This window comes from Gordonia bronchialis DSM 43247 (assembly GCF_000024785.1).
GTDB lineage: Bacteria > Actinomycetota > Actinomycetes > Mycobacteriales > Mycobacteriaceae > Gordonia > Gordonia bronchialis.
On the sequence record NC_013441.1, the window covers coordinates 1,765,392 to 1,785,056 of the forward strand.

Consider the following 19,665-nt stretch of genomic DNA (forward strand, 5'->3'; position numbering starts at 1 on the left):
GGGGCCTTTCGGTCGGTGGATGAGGACGATCAGGGCTGCTCGGCGAGCAGTTCCGCGAAACGTTCGGTGGCCGCGGTGCGGCGGGTCGGGATGTGTTCGGTGGGGATCTCACCCGCCGGCGGCGCATAACCCTTCAGGTACTGGCGGGCGACGCTGTCCCGGTGCACCTCGTCGGGTCCGTCGTAGAGGCGTGCGGCGCGGGCGGCGCGATACATGAACTCCAGCGGCAGATCCGCGCTGTAGCCGAGCGAGCCGTGGACCTGGACGGCGCGGTCGATGACGTCGTGCAGGATGCGGGCGCCGAAGAACTTGATCAGCGCGATGTCCTTGCGCGCCGCGGAGGTTCCCTCCTCGTCGATCCGCCAGGCGGCGTGCAACGTCGTCAGTCGCAATGCCTGGATCTCGGCGGCCGAATCGGCGATCCAGTTGCGCACTGTCTGCTTGTCGGCGAGCACCGAACCGTGGGCCGACCGATAGGTGGCGCGCTCGCACATCATGTCGAAGGCGCGTCGGGCCTGACCGATCCACCGCATGCAGTGATGAATCCGGCCCGGGCCCAACCGGACCTGCGCGACGACGAACCCATCGCCTCGCCCGCCGAGCATGGCGTCGGGACCGACCTTCACGTCGGAGAGGGTCACCTCACAGTGTGACCCGTAGGTGTTCGGACGGGGACGCGGGTTCTCGACGGACCCGATGTCCCGGACCACCTCGAGGCCCGGCGCGTCGATCGGGATGATGAACTGCGACGCCCGGCGATGCCGGTCGGCATCCGGATCGGTCACCGCCACGACGATCATGAAGTCAGAGGTGGTCGCGTTGCTGATGAACCACTTGTGACCGTTGAGATTCCAGTTCTCGCCGTCCCAGGTGGCGGTGGTGGTCAGGTTGGTGGGATCGGCACCGGCATTGCCGGGTTCGGTGAGTGCGAAGGAGGAATACATCTCGCCGGCGAGCAGTGGGTAAAGCCAGCGCTCCCACTGCTCGTCGGTGCCGACGGAGGCCAGGATCTCCGCATTGCCGGAATCCGGTGCCTGACAGCCGAAGACTAGGGGACCATACGGTGTGGAGCCCAGGATCTCCTGCATCAGACCGAGTTTGACCTGGCCGTATCCCTGACCGCCGAGTTCGGGATCGAGGTGGGCCGCCCACAGTCCCTGCGCGCGCACCTCCTCCTGCAGCGGTGCGATGGCACGCCGCAGCGTCGGCCAGTCGAGGTCGAGGACCTCGAGGAGAAAGATCTCGGCACGGACGAATTCGTCCATCCAGTCGAGTTTCTTCTGAAATTCGGGTTCGGTCGAGAAGTCCCAGGCCATGTGCTCGTGTACTCCGTTCGTGGTGGGGGTGAAACTCAGGTGAGGTAGCGATGGGCGCGATCGAAGAGCCCGTTTGCGTAGCGCCGCAGGCGTTCTCCGACCTCGCGCGGGGCATCTCCGGCGCACGATCGGGCGTAGGTTCCCTCGAGGATGATGCCCAGCTTGAAGCAGGCCAGCACCGCACACCAGTCCAGCGCGGACAGATCGCGATCCGAACGGGAGGCGTAGCGTTCGATCATCGCCGACCGTTCGGGCAGGTCGCCCGTCGCGCCGAGCGCACTCTCGTAGAGATCCGCATCGCCGGGATGCTCCGGCCAGATCGCGGCCAGGACACCGAGATCGAGAAGCGGATCACCGATGGTGGCCATCTCCCAGTCGACGATCGCCGCCACGGCAGGGCGATCCGGGGCGTACATGACGTTGGCGATGTGGTAGTCGCCATGCAGGATTCCCGGGGCGCCATCGCCGGGACGGTTTCGCTCGCGCCAGTCCGCGACGGGTGCCACATCGCCGAACTCCGGCCCCGGATACCCCGGCGTCGACGCGTAGCGTTCGAACTCGCCGATCCAGCGCGGCACCTGGCGGGCCAGGAATCCGTCGGGTTTGCCGAAGTCGGCGAGGCCGATGCCGGTGTGATCGACGGCGGCGAGCGACGTCAGGGCGTCGACGAGTGCCAGCCCCATCTCGCGGCGGCCGGCGGGTGCGGCCGCATACGGCGCGGAAAGTCGTTGTGCCGCATTGAATCCGTCTACCGGTTCCATCAGATAGAAGGCGGCACCCAGGATCGCGGTGTCGGCGCTGCCGACGATGAGTCGGGCGTGCGGAACGGTTGTGGCGCCCAGCGCGTCGAGCAGTCGCATCTCACGCTCGATGACGGTGTTCGAACCGGGACGCAGGTGCTCGGGTCCGCGGCGGAGCACGTAGTCGGTTCGCCGCGGCTGAATCCGATCATGATGTTCTGGGTGCCACCGCCGATCGGGGAGATGTTCTCGATGGTGCCGGGCGGCAGCTGCTCGCGGTCCATCCAGGCGTTCAGCGCGTCGACGTCGACGCCGGCGATCGCGGCGCTGGTGCTAGCGGGGGCCATGCTCTTGAACCTAGGGTTGCGCTGCCGCTACCGGAACCACCTCGTCGGCGTCGTTTGTGGGAATCCCCAACCGCGGTGGCCGACGTCGGGGCCGCCGGTCATTGACCTGCGAGTTCGAGCACCTGGAAGGCCATCTTGGCCGACAGCATGGTGTCCAGACTCGTCGGGTCGCGACGGCAGATCTCGCGGATACGTCCAAGCCGATAGCGGATGGTGTTCTCGTGCACGTCGAGCGACTGCGCGGTCGCCTGCACCTTGCCGTCGGCAGCCACGAAAGCACGCCAGGTGGCGAGCAGGGTGCCGTCGTCGTGATCGCGGACCGCGGCGACGTAGGAATGCGCGAAGTGCAGCGCCTCCTTGACATGTCCGCTGCTCACGATCACCCGGAACAGACCGAGATCGTCGAGGGCGATCACCTTGGTGCCCCAGTCGAATGATCGCGCGATGGCGCCGATGTCGCGCAACTCGCGGTGGGCGTGGGGGAAGTCGCCGGGGACGCGGCAGATCCCGGAGATGACGGTGGTGCCCAATGACAGTTGGCCGGTGAGTTTCTCGGCGATGGTGGTGACGTCGGTCTGGATCGCCCGGACGTCGTCGGGATCGTCGTGGGGCAGACGGACCATCACGATCACCGCCCCCGGCAACCGGACGGCCGGGGGCGCCGGGATGGACATGACCGCGGCGAAGGTCCGGGTCACCAGCGACTGGATCGCCGACGCCGACAACTGTCCCTGGGCGTCGTCGACCGTGAAGCGCACCAGTACATGCGGGTGGGTGAGGTCGATGCCGAACTGCGGGCCGCGCCGGACCAGATGTTCCTTGTCTCGTCCGTAGCGCAAGAGGTCGGAGAGGTAATCGTCGCGGGCCTGTCCCTCGGTCTCGATCTGACGCCGTTCGGAGAGCATCTGCAGGGCCAGCACGGTGGCGCCGCGTTCGGCGATGTTGGCGTCGATCTCCTGCAGGCTGCGCCCGATCTCCACGATGCCGACAAAGCCGCTCGGCTTCCCTCGATCACCATGCGGCACATCAGATGACGGCGACCGAGCCCGACGGCGAGCTGGGCCGGAACCACAGCCGACGGCGTGGTGACGCTGAGTTCGGCGAGCGTCGCCCGCACCGACGGGGTGTTGCGCACCTTGGCACTGAGCACCGGCGGCGCATCGAGCTTGAGTGCCTCGGGCGCCGACCAGGTGAGGACGTCGAAGTCGTTGTTGTAGAGGACGACGGGTTTGGCGGACAGCTCGCTCAGCAGTTGCACGACGCGCGCGATGTTGGCACCTTCGAGAACCGCGTTGGTGAGTCGGGTGTGTACGTCGGCCAGATACGCGAGAGTGGCGTTGTTGCGGGCGATTTCGGCGGCCTGCCGACGTAGCCGGGAGTTGAGCATCGCCTGGCTGATGAAAATCGCCGAGAGCCGGGCGAACAGGGTGGCGACCTCGATGTCCTCGGTGGTGAACTCGTGGCCGCGGCCGCGGCTGTCGACGAAGATGAGGCCGATCACCTCGTCGTCGAAGATCAGCGGTACACCGAGCATGGCACGCACATCCCAGTGCGCCATGGTCCGGTGATGCGGGCGGGGGTCGTTGAGAGCGTCGGTGATCACCACCGGCTGGCGGGTGGTGATCACCTCCTGGCTGAACCGATCGCCGTCGAAGCCGGACTCCTGGCGCCGCACGGCCTGGGTGATGTCGCCCGCCTCCTGGCAGTAGCCGGCGGCGCCGCGGTAGCGCCCGCTGCCGTGCCGGAGGTAGACCGAGCACCGGGTCACCCCGAGCAGTCGGCACAGCCGGCGGCCCACCAGGGTGAGCAGGTCCTCGAGCTTTGCGTCGGTGATGGCCTCGGTGGTGACCTGCGAGAAGGCCGCGATGACCGCCCGTTCCCGGCTGAGGAGGGTCGAGGGCGGATCAGCGGAGACGGTCATCCTCACCTCGGAAGTACAGCGTTGTGGTCACCATCACAGTAGCAGCGGGCCTCATGCGCCGGTGACGGCCTGATCCAGGGTGTGGCCCATCCGCTCCTGCTTGGTGCGCAGGTAGCGGACGTTGTGCGGGGTGATCACGGTCGGCAGGCCGAAGCGGCCGACGATCTCGAGGTCGAAACCCTCGAGTCCGCCGTACTTTTGCCGGGTTGTTGGTGATGAGGCGGAGCCGCCGGGCTCCGAGGTCGGCGAGGATCGCAGCACCCACACCGTAGCTGCGGGAATCCACCGGCAGCCCCAGCGCGGTGTTGGCGTCGACGGTGTCGAGACCCTGTTCCTGCAGCGCGTAGGCGCGGATCTTGTGCGCCAGACCGATCCCGCGGCCCTCATGCCGCGCAGGTAGACCACGGCGCCGCAGCCCTCCTCGGCGATTGCGGACAGGGCCTGTTCGAGCTGGCTGCCGCAGTCGCAGCGCAGGGAACCGAGGATGTCGCCGGTGAGGCATTCGCTGTGCACGCGGACCAGCGCGCCGCGGTCGGTTCGGCTCGCGGCGGCGAGATCGCCCATCAGCAGGGCGAGATGTTCGGTGCCGTCGAGTTCGCAGCGGTAGGCGACGGCACGGAAGTCGCCGAAGGCGGTGGGCATCGCCGCCGATGCCACCTGCGCGACCAGCGAGGTCGACGTACTGCGGTGGTGCACGAGGTCGGCGATACGCAGTACCGGCAGATCATGGTCGGCGGCAAAGGCGAGCAGGTCGTCGCCGGAACGCATCGACCCGTCTTCGGCGACGATCTCACCGATCACCCCGACGCCGCCGAGACCCAGATCGTCGACGCCGGCCATGGTGACCAGGTCGACGGCGGCCTCGGTGTGCCCGGCGCGGGTGAGCACGCCGCCGTCGCGTGCCCGTAGCGGGAACACGCGACCGGGACGGCGCAGATCAGTGGGGGCAGTGGCGTCGTCGGCCAGTGCCCGGACGGTGCGGGCACGGTCGGCTGCCGACACACCGGTGCCGGTGTCGACGTGATCGACGGTGACGGTGAAGGCCGTGCCGTGGTTGTCGGTGTTGTGGGTGACCATCTGCGGCAGGTCGAGGTGACGTGCCCGTGCGGCGGTCATCGGCGCGCAGATGATCCCGGTGGTGTGGCGCACCATGAAAGCCATCGCCTCATCGGTGATCAACGACGCCGCGTCGATCAGGTCACCTTCGTTCTCGCGGTCGGCGTCGTCAACGACCACTGCGAGACCACCCGCCGCGATGGCCGCGACAGCAGCCGAGACCGCCTCGGTCTGCGGGAGCACCGCGGTCATGATGCGACCTCCAGCGCCCGGTGGGTCCCGAAGATGCGCGCGTGATAGGTGAGCGGGTCGGCGGCGGCCAGAGCGGTGGCGACGACGTTGCCGAGGGCGATCACGTGATCGCCGCCGTCGACGAGGGAGGCCGTGGTGCACGCGAGCCACCCCGAGACCCCGTCGAGGCGCGGGACGCCGGCGTCGGCGGTCCAGTCGACGCCGTCGAACTTGTCGGTGCCCTTGCGCGCGAACCGCATTGCCAGCTCGGCCTGCTGGTGGGCGAGCACGTTGAGGCCGAACCGGCCGGAGTCCCTGATGATGGCGAGCAGATCCGAGCGGCGATCCAGCGACACCAGCACCATCGGCGGTTCCATCGACAGCGAGGTGAACGCACTGACGGTGGTGCCATGGGGGCGTCCGTCGTCGAAGGACGTCACGACGGCGACCGGCGTGCAGACACGCGACATCACCTCGCGGAACTCAGGCGCGATCATCGCGTCACTCGGATCACTCACGGTAACTCCTGGAGAACTCGTCGGGGGTGTGGACCGTGGCGCCGGTTCAGTGTTGTCGCCGGCGCCACGGGGTCTGGGTTCAGACGCCGACGGGCGTCTTGGCCTTCATCTTGTGGAGTTCGGGAACGACCTTCTCGCCGAACAACTTCAGGCTCTTCTCCGCTTCGGCGAGCGGCAGTCCGCCGAACGAGAACGCTGCATTGGGCATGAAGTCACCGATGAGTTCGTGCCGGTGGGCGTACTTCTCGACGATCTGCTCGGGGGTGCCGTAGACGTTGGCCTCCACGTAGGCGTCGGCCGCAGCCTCCATGCCCGCCTCGCGGATCATGTCCGCGCCGGCCTGATAGGTCTCATAGCCGGGCGTCTCACGCCAGTGCTTGCCGGCGAAGTCGTAATGCTTGATGACAGACAGGAAGTAGCGGTTGATGTGCTCGTAGGCGAGGCGTCGGGCCTCGTCGGCGTCTTCGTGGCAGATCACGAAGTCCTGGATGACCGCCGGACCGGGTTCGCGGCCCTGTGCGTCGCGGAACAGTTGCTTCCAGCCGTTGATCTGTTCGGCGTGCTTCTCGAAGGGGAACTGCATGAAGGTCATCATCTGCACACCGAGGTCGGCGACGATCGGGACGGAGTCCGGGGACATCGCGGCGGCGAAAAGTCTTCCATCCCAGCTTGTCTCCGGGTTGGGCCGGGGCCGGACCTCGATCTCGGGCTGGACGAAGTTGGGTCCCTCGCTGGAGACGAACCCCGACTTGATGCCGCATGACGATGTCGGCGCCCTCGTTGAAGCGGGACCGGGCGTCTTCCATGGGGATGCCGAAGGCCTCGTACTCCATCTTGGCCAGACCAAGTCCCATGCCGAGAAGGACACAGCCGCCGGACATCTGGTCGAGCATGATGGCCTTCTCGACCACTCGCAGCGGATCGTTCCACGGCAGGATCACCGCGCCGAGACCGAGCTTCACCCGCGAGGTGCGACCGGCGAGATAGGACAGGATCGCGAAGTTGTCCGGACACATCGAGTAGTCATCGAAGTGATGTTCGGCCGACCAGACCGAATCGAAGCCGCTCTTCTCGGTCAGTACGCCGAGCTCGAGGTCGTGGGTGAAGACCTGCTCGTCGCTGATGTTCTCGTGGTAGTTCTGGAAGACCAGAAGGACGCCGACGTCCATGTGTTGCTCCTAGTGTTCGGTATAACTGAAATCGATTGGGGGAGAGGTATTCAGTAAGTCTCGTCAGGGTGCGAGGAAGACGGCCCGGGTGTGTTCGGTGTCGAGGAACTCCTTGACCGACTCGATCTTTGAGTCGCGAACCACGAACACGAAGTGGTAGAGGTTGTTGTACACGCGGCCGTTGGTCATCTCCGCGTACGATTCGGTTTCCACGGCGACCCGTTCACCTTCGGCGGTCCAGGCGAGCGGGGTGAGCCGGATGGCGCCGGTGGTGGTCGCGGTGGACAGACTCGACAGCATCTCGCCGAACTCCGCCTTGCTCTTGGTGCCCGAGATCCCGTCGATCGTGCCGGCGACCCACCAGGTGGCGGTCGGCGAGAGGTAGGAGAGGATCGCCTCCACGTCACCCTTGGAGAACACCTTCATGAAGTCGGCGATGAGCTCCTTGTTCTGCTGCTCGAGGCTGACGTTCGCGGTACTTGTTGCCACCGATTACTCCTTCTGTGGTCTCAGCGGAAGCTGAATTCGTGTGCAGTACAAACGGTATGGCGCTCTGTGTCCTGCGTCACCATCACGTGCGGGGGCTCTTGTGGGTTGCCACAAGCCCGCTCATCGCCCACCCCCGCTGAACGAGTTGAGCACGCGTAGTCCTCGGCCACTCGGACCGGCCAGTCGAAGGTGAGGTTGCTGACGGCGATGCCGATCCGCATGCGTTCGGTGTGGGCGGCGATCGCGGCGGCGGCGATCTGCGGGGACGGGATCGATCCGTAGTCGCTGCCATGATGCTCGGCGAGCCACACCTCACCGAAGCCGAGCGATTCGGCGATCCGGATCTGTTCGAGCATCTCGTCGTAAGCACGTCGGAAGTCGCGGTCGGGGCTTTCCAGCACATAGAACACACTGAACTTCATGAAGCTCACGCTAGGGATAGGTGGCCGCCGCGGGAACGGGCTGTGAATCGGTGTTTGTGGGTTCCCACAAAAGCCCGGCCGCCTGCTCCCGTAGCGTGCGTTTGTCCAGTTTGCCGACGCTGGTGCGGGGCAGCGTGTCCACCACGAACACCCGGTCCGGTAGCCACCAGCGCGGGACGTTCTCGCGCAGATCGGCATACAGCGCGTCTGCGTCGACGGCGGGTCCGTCCTCGACGCCGACCACGCCCCGCACGACGGGCACACGATGTCGCGGATGAGTCCGGTGCTCGGGGTGGAACCACCCAGCACCAGCGCCCGACGTGAGCGCAGATCGATGTTCTCCCGCGTCGCATGGGCCACCAGGTCGACGGCGACCGTCGGCACCATGCCGGTGTAGGTGATCCGCTGCGTGGCGATGATCGTCGCGATCTCCGGTGCGCTGGGATGCGGTCCGGGAAGAACCTGGTCGGCACCGGACATCATGGCCGCGAAGGGAACTCCCCACGCGTTCGCGTGGAACATGGGGACGACGAGCAATACCCGATCGCGTTCACTGATCGCGTGGCCATCGGCGAGGCAGGCGGCAAAGGTGTGTAGATACAGCGATTTGTGGCGATATCCAACACCTTTGGGTGCGCCGGTGCCCGCCGTCGACGGGCACGGTGGCGCCGTACATGTAGGTCGCCCCGGCGACGTCAACGATGACCTGCGCGATCTCCTTGGCGGTACCAGTCCGGCCGGCCGGGATGGACGACACGATGCGGGCCCGGGCCTTCTCCGAGAGTCCGGAGGTCATGTCGGTATCCACAAAGCCGGGGACGACGAGGTTGACCCGGATGTTGCGCGGTGCGAGTTCGGCCGCCAGTACCTGCGTCATGCCGGACAATCCGGCCTTGGCCGACCCGTAGGCCACGTCGCCGGGGAATCCGCGCAAGCCCACCACCGCGCCGACATTGACGACGGCGGAGCCGGATTCGAGGATCGGCACGGTGGCCCGGCACATCTCGAAGGCGCCGGTCAGGTTGGTGGCGAGCACCAGGTCCCAGGACTCCCGACTCAGGTCGTCGATCCGGCCGCCGCGGTGCACGCCTGCCACGTTGATCAACGCGTGTGCCGAGCCATATTCCTCGGCAACGGTTTTCACCGCTCGGCGGACCGATTCGGTGTCGGTCACGTCGGTTTTGATCTCGTGTACCCGGTCGGCGTGGGTGTAGGCGGTGGTGGCCACGCCCCGGGCCATGGACACCACGCGGTCACCGCGCGCGGTGACCGCCTCCACCACGGCGCGCCCGATGCCGCGCGAACCGCCGGTGACAATCCAGACTCTCGGTTGGATACTCATGCCTCGAGGAACCCCAGCAGCTCGGCGAGATAGCGATCCCGGTCCTCCAGGAACGGTGCGTGACCACAGCCGTCGAAGGCGACCAGCCGGGCATCGTTCGCGAGTTCCGCGGCTGCCTGGGCCGCGGAGAAGGGAACCAAAGGCGTCATCGGTGCCGTGCAGCGACAGGATCAGGACGTCGATGGCGCCGAGCTCTTTGCGCAGATCGACATGGGCGAGGTCGTGCATCGAGTGGTCGCCGAGTGGTCCCATCTCCATGAACACGCCCCAGAACCAGTTCTGCACATCGTCGCTCGGCGGTTGGGCACAGATCACCGACGCGACGCCGCGGAAGGTGTCGGCCCGGTTGGCGGCCGCACCGGCGAGTACCTGCTCGACGTCGTCGACCGTGCCACCGTGCGGCCAGTCGTCGGTCGCGGTGTATCGCGGGGAGGCGCCACCGGTCAGGACCAGGCCGCCGGCACGGGAGCCGAGTTTGCTCACGGCGGCGGTCGCCACCGCACCGCCCAGCGACCAGCCGTTGATCACCGGGTTTGTCAGCGACAGGTGCTCGCAGAGCGCTACCACGTCCGATGCCAGTGCATCGATCGACACGTCGTCGAAGTCGTTGTCCGAGCGACCGCAGGTGCGCAGGTCGATCAAGATCACCTCGTGTCCGGCGGCACGCAGTGCGGGTGCGGTGTTGTCCCAGCAGAGTGTGGTGGCGCCCCAGCCGTGGATCAGGACGACGGTGCGCCCGGCACCGTGGTGGTGTTCGAAGTAGATGCGACGGTCGTTCTCGACGGCGAGATAGCTCATGGGTTGCTCCTTCTCGGTGTGGGTGGGGATCGGGGTACGGGGTGTCGAGTACATCGGCGTCGAAGCCGTTGTGTCCGAACGGATGTGAATGTTGGGAAAGGGTGCGCGCGATGACCGGTGGCGCGTCGGCGAAGACCGGCATCACATGCTCGGCGAGCAACTCCATCGATTCGACGACGTGCTCATGTGCCATGCCGCCGAATCGCATCCAGCAGATCAGGTGATCGAGCCCGGTTTCCGCGCGCAGGACCTCGATCTCACGGACGAGTCCCTCTGGATCGCCGACGTAGCAGACGCCGCCCTCGCGCAGCCCGTCGATGCTCATCGCCCCTTCATCGGCGGCCGCGGCGAGTTCGGCATAGCGCTCGTATCCGGGGGTGTCCGGACCGTGCGGGATGGCCGACATCACCGTCTCGAAGTACCAGCGCAGCGGCTCGCGCGACCGCTGCACGGCGGTGTGCTCGTCGCCGGCGAGATGGATCTGCCAGTTCATGGGGAAATCGAGGGAGGCAAGGTCGCGGCCCCGGTCGAGCAGCGCTTGTTTGGCGCGCACCACAAAGCTGTTCAGTTCGGGCAGGGTCATCAGGGTGGGCGTCACGAGCATGTTGTGGCCACCCTCGGCGACGAGATCAAAGGTCTCCGGACTGATCGAGACGACGTAGAGCGGTGGCGTCGGTTGCTGGACGACGGCCGGTCGGCAGTCCGCCTCGATCACCTGAAAGTGGTTGCCCACAAAGGTGTATGGCTCGCCCACCGGCTTGGTCCACAGCCCGCTGATGATCTGCAGGGCCTCGTCGAAGACCTCCCGGCTGACCCCCTGGAGATCCTGGGTGCCCATCGCCCGGAACTCATGCGGCTGGTACCCGCGGCCCACCCCGAGATCGAGGCGTCCACCGGAGAGGACGTCGACCATCGCGTAGTCCTCGGCCACTCGGACCGGCCAGTCGAAGGTGAGGTTGCTGACGGCGATGCCGATCCGCATGCGTTCGGTGTGGGCGGCGATCGCGGCGGCGGCGATCTGCGGGGACGGGATCGATCCGTAGTCGCTGCCATGATGCTCGGCGAGCCACACCTCACCGAAGCCGAGCGATTCGGCGATCCGGATCTGTTCGAGCATCTCGTCGTAAGCACGTCGGAAGTCGCGGTCGGGGCTTTCCAGCACATAGAACACACTGAACTTCATGAAGCTCACGCTAGGGATAGGTGGCCGCCGCGGGAACGGGCTGTGAATCGGTGTTTGTGGGTTCCCACAAAAGCCCGGCCGCCTGCTCCCGTAGCGTGCGTTTGTCCAGTTTGCCGACGCTGGTGCGGGGCAGCGTGTCCACCACGAACACCCGGTCCGGTAGCCACCAGCGCGGGACGTTCTCGCGCAGATCGGCATACAGCGCGTCTGCGTCGACGGCGGGTCCGTCCTCGACGCCGACCACGCCCCGCACGACGGGCACACGATGTCGCGGATGAGTCCGGTGCTCGGGGTGGAACCACCCAGCACCAGCGCCCGAAGTGTGCGCAGATCGATGTTCTCCCGCGTCGCATGGGCCACCAGGTCGACGGCGACCGTCGGCACCATGCCGGTGTAGGTGATCCGCTGCGTGGCGATGATCGTCGCGATCTCCGGTGCGCTGGGATGCGGTCCGGGAAGAACCTGGTCGGCACCGGACATCATGGCCGCGAAGGGAACTCCCCACGCGTTCGCGTGGAACATGGGGACGACGAGCAATACCCGATCGCGTTCACTGATCGCGTGGCCATCGGCGAGACAGGCGGCAAAGGTGTGTAGATACAGCGATTTGTGGCGATATCCAACACCTTTGGGTGCGCCGGTGGTGCCGGAGGTGTAGCAGAGCGCGGCAAGATCGTCCTCGTCGCGGCGAATCGGAGCATCCAACGGGGCGGCGCCGGCGATGATCTCCTCGAATTCGCCGTCGTCGAGGAGCACCACCGCCATGTCCGGGCGCCGTTGTCGGGCGGTCGTGAGGAGATGCTCGAGTGACGGGTCGGCAAACACGAGCACATCGTCGGCGTGGTCGACGATGTAGGCGATCTCGTCGGCCTCGAGCCGGATGTTGATGGTGTGCAAGACCGCCCCGGCCAGCGGGATCGCCAGGTACAGCTCGAGGTGGCGGTGGTGATTCCACGCAAGCGTGCCGACCCGGTCCCCGGGACGGACGCCGCGAGCCACCAGCGCCGCGGCCAGACGCAGGACCCGGTCGGTGTAGGTGCGGTAGTCGTAGCGCATCGTCTCGACGCCGTCGACGTGATCGATGATCTGCTTGTCCCCGAACATGTCTCGTGCCCGGTACAGGAAGTCGGTGATGACCAGTGGCTGCGACGATCCGGTCATGCATGCACCCCCGCGACCTCGGCGTCGGCGACCCGGGCGCGGACTCGCGGGATCACGTCGGTGGCCAGCAATTCGATTCGCGCGCTACCGGATTCGACCGGCTCTCCGGGAAGCTGCGCCCAGAAGTGGACGTCGACGATCTCCGGGGTGGAACTCAGCAGGGTGCTGAGCTCGGTCACCGCGGTGTCGGGATCCCACAGCGTGTACGAGCCGGCCTCGATCAGTTGCGACGGCTCGGTGAACTGCGGCATCGGGCCGAAGGCGCCCATCTCGATGTACTTGTTGATCTGATAGAGGGCGTGCCGGCCGATCCGCGCCCATTCGGCCTCCGGGTCGTCGGCGATGATGACCCATTGACCGGCGTAGATGCGGGCCGCCGAACGCCGGCCGAGCCGGTCCATTGCCGCGAGATATGGTGCGTGGTGGACGTTTTGGGTGCTGAGGAAACCATCGGCGATTCGCGCGGCCCGTTCGATGGCGGGATCGGCCATCGCGCCGACCAGCAGCGCCGGTACCGACTCGGGTGTCGGGCTCACCGCCAGCGCCGGTTTGCTCAGCCGCCGTCCGGTGAATGCCTCGTCGGAGCCCGACCAGCAGCGCCGGATGATCTCGACGCCCTCCTCCAGGAGGCTGGGCCGATTGCGGACGCTGCGCCCGAAGGCAGCGAATTCGGGCTCCCAATAGCCCTGCCCGACACCGAGTTCGAATCGGCCGTCGGTGAGCAGCGAGAGGGTGGCGGCGTCTTCGGCGAGGCGGATCGGGTTGTGTAGCGGCGACACGATCAGATTGGTGCCGACCGCAACCGCTCGGTGCGTTCACCGATCGCGCCGGCGATGACGAAGGGCGACGGGGTGTAACCGTCGTCCATGAAGTGATGCTCGGTCAGCCACACCGAGTCGATGCCCAACGACTCGGCCCACACCATCTGATCGAGCACCTGCCGATACAGCGTGGTGAAACCACGGGTGGTGCCGGCAGGGTCAGCCGGGTTGCGGAGGTCGTACCAGAGACCGAAGTGTGTGCTCATGCCTTGACTGTGGCTGGAGTCACAGTCGCGAGGGAACCCGCCGCTCGACGGCGCTTGTCGGAAACCCCAAATCTGTCGGAAACCCCAAATCAGGGCAGCGCGCGCACCTTCCACACCCGGTCGACGCCACGGTTCTGTTTGTATCCGCCGTCGAGGATCACGCTGGACTTGTCGATGACCAGGAAGGTGTCGGGTTTCCAGCCGAGGAGTTGATTTGGCAGCAGGCCGGTGGTGAGCAGCCGGCGCACACCCAGGGTGTTCTGGTCGATGACGGAGATGTAGCCGCCGAAGTAGTTCGCCGCATACACCTGACCGCGGAAGATCAGCAGCGAATTGGTGCCCGGGCCGGTGACGACGTCACGAACATGCGCTCCGGTCCGCAGGTCGTACACCTGGACCAGGCCGAGATAGAGGTGATTGACGTAGACCCGGTTGTGCCGGGTATCGGCGGCGACGCTGCCGTGTCCGTCGGGACCGGGCTGGCGGGTCGACCACGTGACGCGGCTGCGCACCTGTCCACCCGGCCGGGTGACGCGGAACTGGGTGAGGCTCGAGTAGTACGACGGGACGGTCACCGTCGCACCGGCGGCCGAGTCGTCGGTCAAGGCGATCCCGGCCCCCATCTGCTGACCGTCGCCCGGCATGACCGTCCGGCCCAGCGGCTGCAGTGTCCGCATGTCGAACAGCGCGATCCCGCCCGGCCGGGCCATCGACACGATTGCCACGCCGATGCCCTCGGCGAAGACCACTCCGTGGGCGTGGTTGACACCGCTGAACGTCTTGAGCAGCCGACCGGTGTTCTTGTCCCAGACGTTGACCTCGTTGACGGCGGCCGCGGTGGTCCAGACGGTGTTGCCGGTCTTCGGGACGCCGATCTCGTACTGGGCGGCGATCGTGCCGTGACCGTTGGTGTCGGCCTGTTTGGTGATGCGGATGCGCTTCTCGAGACGCATGGTGTACGGATCGACGCGCAGGATCGACGACTCCGACGGCCCGTCGAAAGGGGAGACGTTGGTCAGCCACAATTTGCCGGTCTGCGCGTCGATCGCGCCGCGATAGTTGCCCTTGCCGACGTTGTAGCCGGTGATCCGGTAGCCGGGCTGCTGCGGCACCGTCGGCGCCGGGAGCGATTCCCACATCCGGGCGGCCGGATCGGACTGCGGAGCGGCCTGCGCCGGCGCGGTCCCGGCTACCAGCCCGATGGACAGTGCGAATCCGATTCCGAGAGCTGCGAACCGCTGGGTGCGGGCGAGGCGGGTCATCATGCGGATGAGGTTAGCCTAAGCGGGGGAGGCCCCTAGGGGCAGCGTCGATCCGCCGCCTCTCCACGGCATTCCGCTGGTGCGAGGCCGCTCGCTGGGAGAGAATCGCCGAGAATCGGAACCGGATCGGGGCCGCGTGCGTCCAAGGAACAAGTGACCCGTACGCGCACCGGGGTGTCAGGGAGGGGAGTCGATGGATCGCATCGTTGTCGACGCCGATCAGATCTCGCAGGTCGCCGCGTTCTACCGTCGGGCCTCACTCGTCGTCTACGCGGTGTCGCAGGACCTGTCGTCGCACGTCTTCGGCACCTGGGCGCGAGGTCAGCCCGAGGGCGACGACGTGATGAGTTCGCTCGCCGCCCGTTACGCGACCATGGGCGCCCAACTCGCGACCCGGCTGAGCGCACAGTCGCAGGCGGCGGCGGTGCTCGCGTCGACGCTGGGTCGGGGGAGTTCGGAACTGGCGGCCGGCGATGCCGCGGCGGCCGCGATGATCCCGGTGATCGGGGACACCAGGTTCGGGGACACCAGATGAGGGGATCGCAGGACTCGCTGGCGGCCCTGCGTGCCGAGGCGGGCGCCGGGGTGGATCGGCTGCTGGAGTACCTCGCGGTCGGCCGCACCTTCGGGATGAACCTGCCGCCGGACACGCAGATCCGCACCCGGATGGCCACCATTGACCGGTTCGACATCGCCGCCCTCGCCGCCGACAGCCGCTGCCTGGTGGCCGCCCATCGCGCGGTGTCCGAACAACTCCACCAGCTTCCCGAACAGCAGATCCGCCTGGACCGCGGGTGGCAGGGGGCCACCGCCACCGAGGCCGTGGTGGCGGTGATCAACCATCAGCGCCGGGCCGAATCCGACCTCGATGTGCTTCGCACGCTCACCGATGCCACGGCTGCGGCGGCCTCCGGCATCGACCGTCTGCTGCGGACCTTCCTGCTCGCGGTGGCGCGTGCGGGTGAACCGACCGTCGCCGGGTGTCCGATCGCCGAGCTACCCGGTGCGGTTCTCGCCGGCCGCGTGCCGATACACGTGGTCATCGCCGACATCCAAGCGCGTGTCGCGCTGTTCACCGTCGGCGCCGACGCCGTGGTCGGTGGCATCGGAGCGATCCTGCAGATCCTGAACCGCTCGACCGCCGGCCTCGACACCGAGCCCTATCCCGCCGATACGCGCACACCGGGCAACGCCACCCTCACCCCGTCGCGCAGTGATCTCGCCGCCGGACCGGACGGTACCGGCATCGTCACGACGGTGGAACACGAACACGACGACCACCGGCCGACCGAGAAGCCACCGGCCACCGCGGCCACCACCGCACCGGGACCGATCGAGAGCGCGTCGGCGCGCATCGTGCCCACCCCCGACCCGGTCGAGCGTGGCCCGGTCGAGGACGGCGATGTGCCGCTGCGTCTCGGTGGCACCGGAACGGCGGCCACCACCGGTGTCGCGCCGGGACCTCGGCCGTCCACGGCAGCCGAACCGTCCGCCGGCGATCTGGCGCTCGCGGGTGACCAGTGAATCTCGCCGATCAGATCGAAGCAGTGGCCCGGGCGGCCACCGCGGAGGTCGCCGCCGCCTCGCGAGCCTTCTCGCTCACCCGGCGCGACCTCGCCGATGCGCTCCGTGCCCACCAGGCCTCGACGCCGGACGCCGTCGCACGTGCCCGCGCCGACCTCGAGGACGACGCCGACGCCGTCGACGCGACACCCGGCATCCTGTTGCCCGCCGACCGCGCCGAGACCAGTCCCCATCTTCCCGGCGCGGAGCATTAGGCTGTCTGCTGTGCCAGGCAAGAAGCGCAAGCCATCACATTCGCCCGCGCAACTGATGTCGCGACTGTCGCGTCGCGGCCCGCATCACGTCCTTCGCGGTGACCTCGGCATCGTCGGGGTTCCCGGCGAGGTGTACACACCCGACGAGGGCAAACACCTTCCCGCGATCGCCTTCGGGCACGGCTGGATGAACCAGACCGCCCGGTACCGCGACCTCGTCCATCACCTGGCGTCCTGGGGGATCGTCGTCGCACTCCCGGCCGGCCAGGGCGGCGTCCTGGCCTCCGACGTCGGTCTGGCCGCCGATCTGCGGTCCACACTGTCCATCGTCTCCAACGTGCCGCTCGGGTTCGGCCAGATCACCGTCGACCCCGAACGCGTCGGCGTCGCCGGTCATGGCTTCGGCGCGGCAGCCGCGATCCTCGCCGCATCCGATGCCACGCTGCTCGGTCAGGCCCGCCCGCCCATCCGTGGCGTCGCGGCACTGTTCCCGGCGCCGACCACCCCGGAACTGCTGCCCGCGGCCCGCACCGTGGATGTGCCCGGCGTCATCGTTGCGGGCGCCGACGATATCGACACCGTCGCCGGGAACGCACTGCCGCTGGCGGTGGCCTACGGCCGTCGGGCCGGTGACAGCGCGGCCCGCGGGGATGTGGTGTTGCGCACCCTGCCCGGCGCGACCGCCCGGGGTCTCGTCGAACGCCAGACGCTCAAATCGCTGATCGGCAGTCACGGCGCCGACCCCAAGACCCATCAGTTCGTGCGGGCGCTGTGCACCGGTTTCTTCCTGCACACCCTGACCGGCGATCCCGACTATCAGGCGTTTGTCGACCCGAACACCGTGCTGGGCACGTCGGTGGTCGTCGACCTCGACGACCTGCCGACCCAGCCGCTGGACAAGGTGTCGATGCTGCTCGGCGCGAAGGCGCGTAAGCGCTCGCCGATCACCAAGCTGGCCGCGGCCGCCCTCGCCCGGTCCGACGGGCCCGCACGATCGGCCTGATCGAGCGGCCGCACAGGTACGCTGACTAGCTATGTGCGGAATCATCGGATACGTCGGGCAGCGTGATGCCCTGGACATCGTCGTCGAGGCGCTGCGGCGGATGGAGTACCGCGGCTACGACTCGGCAGGGGTCGCCATCCTCGACGGTCAGGGCCATACCTCGATACAGAAGCGGGCCGGCCGGCTGGAGAACCTGGACAAGCAGATCGCGACCGTGGGCCGCGAGACGCTGGCCGGGTCCACCGGCATGGGGCACACGCGGTGGGCCACCCACGGCAAGCCCACCGACCGCAACGCCCACCCCCACTCGAGCACCGACGGCAAGATCGCGGTTGTCCACAACGGCATCATCGAGAACTACGCCGTCCTGCGGACCGAGCTCGAGGAGTCCGGCATCGAGTTCACCTCGGATACCGACACCGAAACCGCGGTGCACCTCCTGGAGCGCGAGTACGCGAGCGGTGCGGCGGCGGGGGATTTCGTCGCGAGTGCCTACGCGGCGCTGCGCCGCCTCGAAGGTGCGTTCACGCTGGTCTTCACCCACTCCGATCACCCCGGCACCATCGTCGCCGCCCGCCGCTCCACCCCGCTGGTGGTCGGTGTGGGCACCGACGAGATGTTCGTCAGCTCCGATGTGACCGCGTTCATCGAGCACACCCGCGACGCCGTGGAACTCGGCCAGGACGAGGTGGTGGTGATCACCGCCAACACCTACGAGATCACCGACTTCGATGGAAACCCCCGCGCCGGCAAGCCTTTTCACATCAACTGGGATCTCGCGGCGGCGGAGAAGAGCGGCTACGACTTCTTCATGCTCAAGGAGATCGCCGAGCAGCCGCGCGCCATCGCCGACACCCTGCTCGGTCATCTCGAGGGCGGCCGGATCGTGCTCGACGAGCAGCGGCTGACCGATCAGGATCTGCGCGACGTGGACAAGGTGTTCGTGGTCGCCTGCGGCACCGCCTACCATGCCGGGCTGCTCGCGAAGTATGCCATCGAGCACTGGACGCGGCTGCCCGTCGAGGTGGAGCTGGCCAGCGAATTCCGTTATCGCGATCCGGTTCTGGACCGGTCGACGCTGGTGGTGGCCATCTCGCAGTCCGGGGAGACGGCCGACACGCTGGAGGCCGTTCGGCACGCCAAGGATCAGAAGGCGCGTGTGCTGGCGATCTGCAACACGAACGGCGCCCAGATCCCGCGCGAGTCCGACGCGGTGCTCTACACGCACGCCGGCCCGGAGATCGGGGTGGCCTCAACCAAGTGTTTCCTCGCGCAGATCGCCGCCGCCTACCTCGTCGGGCTGGCCCTCGCGCAGGCGCGCGGCACCAAGTACGCCGACGAGGTGGCACGCGAGTTCGCGGCGATGGAGGCGATGGCCGACGCCGTGGCGCAGGTCCTCGGCACGATGGAGCCGGTGCGTGATCTCGCTCGATCGCTGGCCCACCACAACACGGTGCTGTTCATCGGCCGCCACGTCGGCTACCCGGTGGCTCTCGAGGGCGCGCTCAAGTTGAAGGAACTCGCCTACATGCACGCCGAGGGCTTTGCCGCCGGTGAACTCAAGCACGGTCCCATCGCGCTGATCGAGGACGACCTGCCGGTCATCATCGTGATGCCGTCGGCCCAGGGCCGCGCGGTGCTGCACTCCAAGATGGTCAGCAACATCCGGGAGATACAGGCCCGGGGAGCGCGGACCATCGTGATCGCCGAAGCCGACGACACCGCCGCCCGCGCGGTGGCCGACGAATTCGTCGAGATCCCCAAGGTGCCCACCCTGCTGCAGCCGCTGGTGACGACCGTGCCGCTGCAGGTCTTCGCGGCGAGTGTCGCGCAGGCCCGTGGCTACGACGTGGACAAGCCGCGCAACCTGGCCAAATCGGTGACGGTGGAATAGCTTCGGCG

15 protein-coding genes and 7 pseudogenes are annotated in these 19,665 nt (G+C 67.5%); 5 read left to right on the top strand and 17 right to left on the bottom strand.

Annotated elements, in window-relative coordinates:
- Window positions 1-29: 29 nt before the first annotated feature.
- The 17 genes and pseudogenes from GBRO_RS08315 to GBRO_RS08385 all read right to left on the bottom strand — a co-directional run bounded on the left by GBRO_RS08315 (window position 30) and on the right by GBRO_RS08385 (window position 14,985).
- Window positions 30-1,316 (bottom strand): acyl-CoA dehydrogenase family protein, encoded by a 1,287-nt coding sequence (locus GBRO_RS08315; protein ID WP_012833527.1) that lies wholly within the window; start codon window positions 1,314-1,316, stop codon window positions 30-32.
- A gap of 35 nt (window positions 1,317-1,351) precedes the next feature.
- Window positions 1,352-2,403, bottom strand: a pseudogene (locus GBRO_RS08320) (phosphotransferase family protein).
- A gap of 98 nt (window positions 2,404-2,501) precedes the next feature.
- A complete protein-coding gene (locus tag GBRO_RS26895) occupies window positions 2,502-3,215 on the bottom strand; it encodes a PucR family transcriptional regulator (RefSeq protein ID WP_227892934.1) in 714 nt (237 codons plus the stop codon).
- Window positions 3,098-4,324 (bottom strand): GAF domain-containing protein, encoded by a 1,227-nt coding sequence (locus GBRO_RS08325; RefSeq protein WP_227892864.1) that lies wholly within the window; start codon window positions 4,322-4,324, stop codon window positions 3,098-3,100. Before GBRO_RS08325 ends, GBRO_RS26895 begins: the two co-directional genes overlap by 118 nt.
- 51 nt (window positions 4,325-4,375) lie before the next feature.
- A pseudogene (locus GBRO_RS08330) lies at window positions 4,376-5,632 on the bottom strand (bifunctional 3,4-dihydroxy-2-butanone-4-phosphate synthase/GTP cyclohydrolase II).
- Window positions 5,629-6,108, bottom strand: coding sequence for a flavin reductase family protein (locus tag GBRO_RS08335; RefSeq protein WP_041920339.1), 480 nt, complete (start codon window positions 6,106-6,108; stop codon window positions 5,629-5,631). Before GBRO_RS08335 ends, GBRO_RS08330 begins: the two are co-directional and overlap by 4 nt.
- Window positions 6,109-6,208: 100 nt before the next feature.
- Window positions 6,209-7,298, bottom strand: a pseudogene (locus tag GBRO_RS08340) (LLM class flavin-dependent oxidoreductase).
- Between the two features lie 63 nt (window positions 7,299-7,361).
- A complete protein-coding gene (locus GBRO_RS08345; protein ID WP_012833530.1) occupies window positions 7,362-7,787 on the bottom strand; it encodes a nuclear transport factor 2 family protein in 426 nt (141 codons plus the stop codon).
- A gap of 20 nt (window positions 7,788-7,807) precedes the next feature.
- Entirely contained in the window at window positions 7,808-8,209 is a 402-nt protein-coding gene (locus GBRO_RS08350) for an LLM class flavin-dependent oxidoreductase (RefSeq protein ID WP_012833531.1), read from the bottom strand.
- Between the two features lie 10 nt (window positions 8,210-8,219).
- Window positions 8,220-8,462, bottom strand: coding sequence for a hypothetical protein (locus tag GBRO_RS26900; protein WP_223375525.1), 243 nt, complete (start codon window positions 8,460-8,462; stop codon window positions 8,220-8,222).
- A gap of 77 nt (window positions 8,463-8,539) precedes the next feature.
- Window positions 8,540-8,812, bottom strand: a pseudogene (locus GBRO_RS26905) (AMP-binding protein); the annotation flags it as partial.
- A complete protein-coding gene (locus GBRO_RS08360) occupies window positions 8,760-9,551 on the bottom strand; it encodes an SDR family oxidoreductase (protein WP_012833532.1) in 792 nt (263 codons plus the stop codon). The pseudogene GBRO_RS26905 and the gene GBRO_RS08360, both read right to left, overlap by 53 nt.
- Complete coding sequence (locus tag GBRO_RS26300) at window positions 9,548-9,700, bottom strand: alpha/beta fold hydrolase (RefSeq protein WP_169309843.1); 153 nt, start codon at window positions 9,698-9,700, stop codon at window positions 9,548-9,550. Before GBRO_RS26300 ends, GBRO_RS08360 begins: the two co-directional genes overlap by 4 nt.
- A gap of 37 nt (window positions 9,701-9,737) precedes the next feature.
- Window positions 9,738-10,403, bottom strand: a pseudogene (locus GBRO_RS26910) (alpha/beta fold hydrolase); the annotation flags it as partial.
- A gap of 226 nt (window positions 10,404-10,629) precedes the next feature.
- Window positions 10,630-12,693: pseudogene (locus GBRO_RS26915) on the bottom strand (LLM class flavin-dependent oxidoreductase); the annotation flags it as partial.
- Window positions 12,690-13,720: pseudogene (locus GBRO_RS08380) on the bottom strand (LLM class flavin-dependent oxidoreductase). The pseudogenes GBRO_RS08380 and GBRO_RS26915, both read right to left, overlap by 4 nt.
- Window positions 13,721-13,809: 89 nt before the next feature.
- Complete coding sequence (locus GBRO_RS08385) at window positions 13,810-14,985, bottom strand: YncE family protein (RefSeq protein WP_012833533.1); 1,176 nt, start codon at window positions 14,983-14,985, stop codon at window positions 13,810-13,812.
- Window positions 14,986-15,175: 190 nt separating this feature from the next.
- Between GBRO_RS08385 and GBRO_RS08390 the strand changes: the two genes are divergently transcribed.
- From GBRO_RS08390 to glmS, 5 genes are read left to right on the top strand one after another with little or no spacing between them, the layout of a single operon-like run.
- A complete protein-coding gene (locus GBRO_RS08390) occupies window positions 15,176-15,517 on the top strand; it encodes a hypothetical protein (protein WP_012833534.1) in 342 nt (113 codons plus the stop codon).
- On the top strand, window positions 15,514-16,506 hold the full coding sequence (locus GBRO_RS08395) for a hypothetical protein (protein ID WP_012833535.1): 993 nt from the start codon (window positions 15,514-15,516) through the stop codon (window positions 16,504-16,506). Before GBRO_RS08390 ends, GBRO_RS08395 begins: the two co-directional genes overlap by 4 nt.
- Complete coding sequence (locus tag GBRO_RS08400) at window positions 16,503-16,760, top strand: hypothetical protein (protein WP_012833536.1); 258 nt, start codon at window positions 16,503-16,505, stop codon at window positions 16,758-16,760. The genes GBRO_RS08395 and GBRO_RS08400 overlap by 4 nt, the downstream gene beginning before the upstream one ends.
- 10 nt (window positions 16,761-16,770) lie before the next feature.
- Window positions 16,771-17,763 carry a dienelactone hydrolase family protein gene (locus tag GBRO_RS08405; RefSeq protein WP_052298242.1) on the top strand — a complete coding sequence of 331 codons (993 nt, stop codon included), beginning with the start codon at window positions 16,771-16,773 and terminating at the stop codon, window positions 17,761-17,763.
- Between the two features lie 31 nt (window positions 17,764-17,794).
- On the top strand, window positions 17,795-19,657 hold the full coding sequence (glmS, locus tag GBRO_RS08410; protein ID WP_012833538.1) for a glutamine--fructose-6-phosphate transaminase (isomerizing): 1,863 nt from the start codon (window positions 17,795-17,797) through the stop codon (window positions 19,655-19,657).
- The last annotated feature ends 8 nt before the right edge of the window (window positions 19,658-19,665 follow it).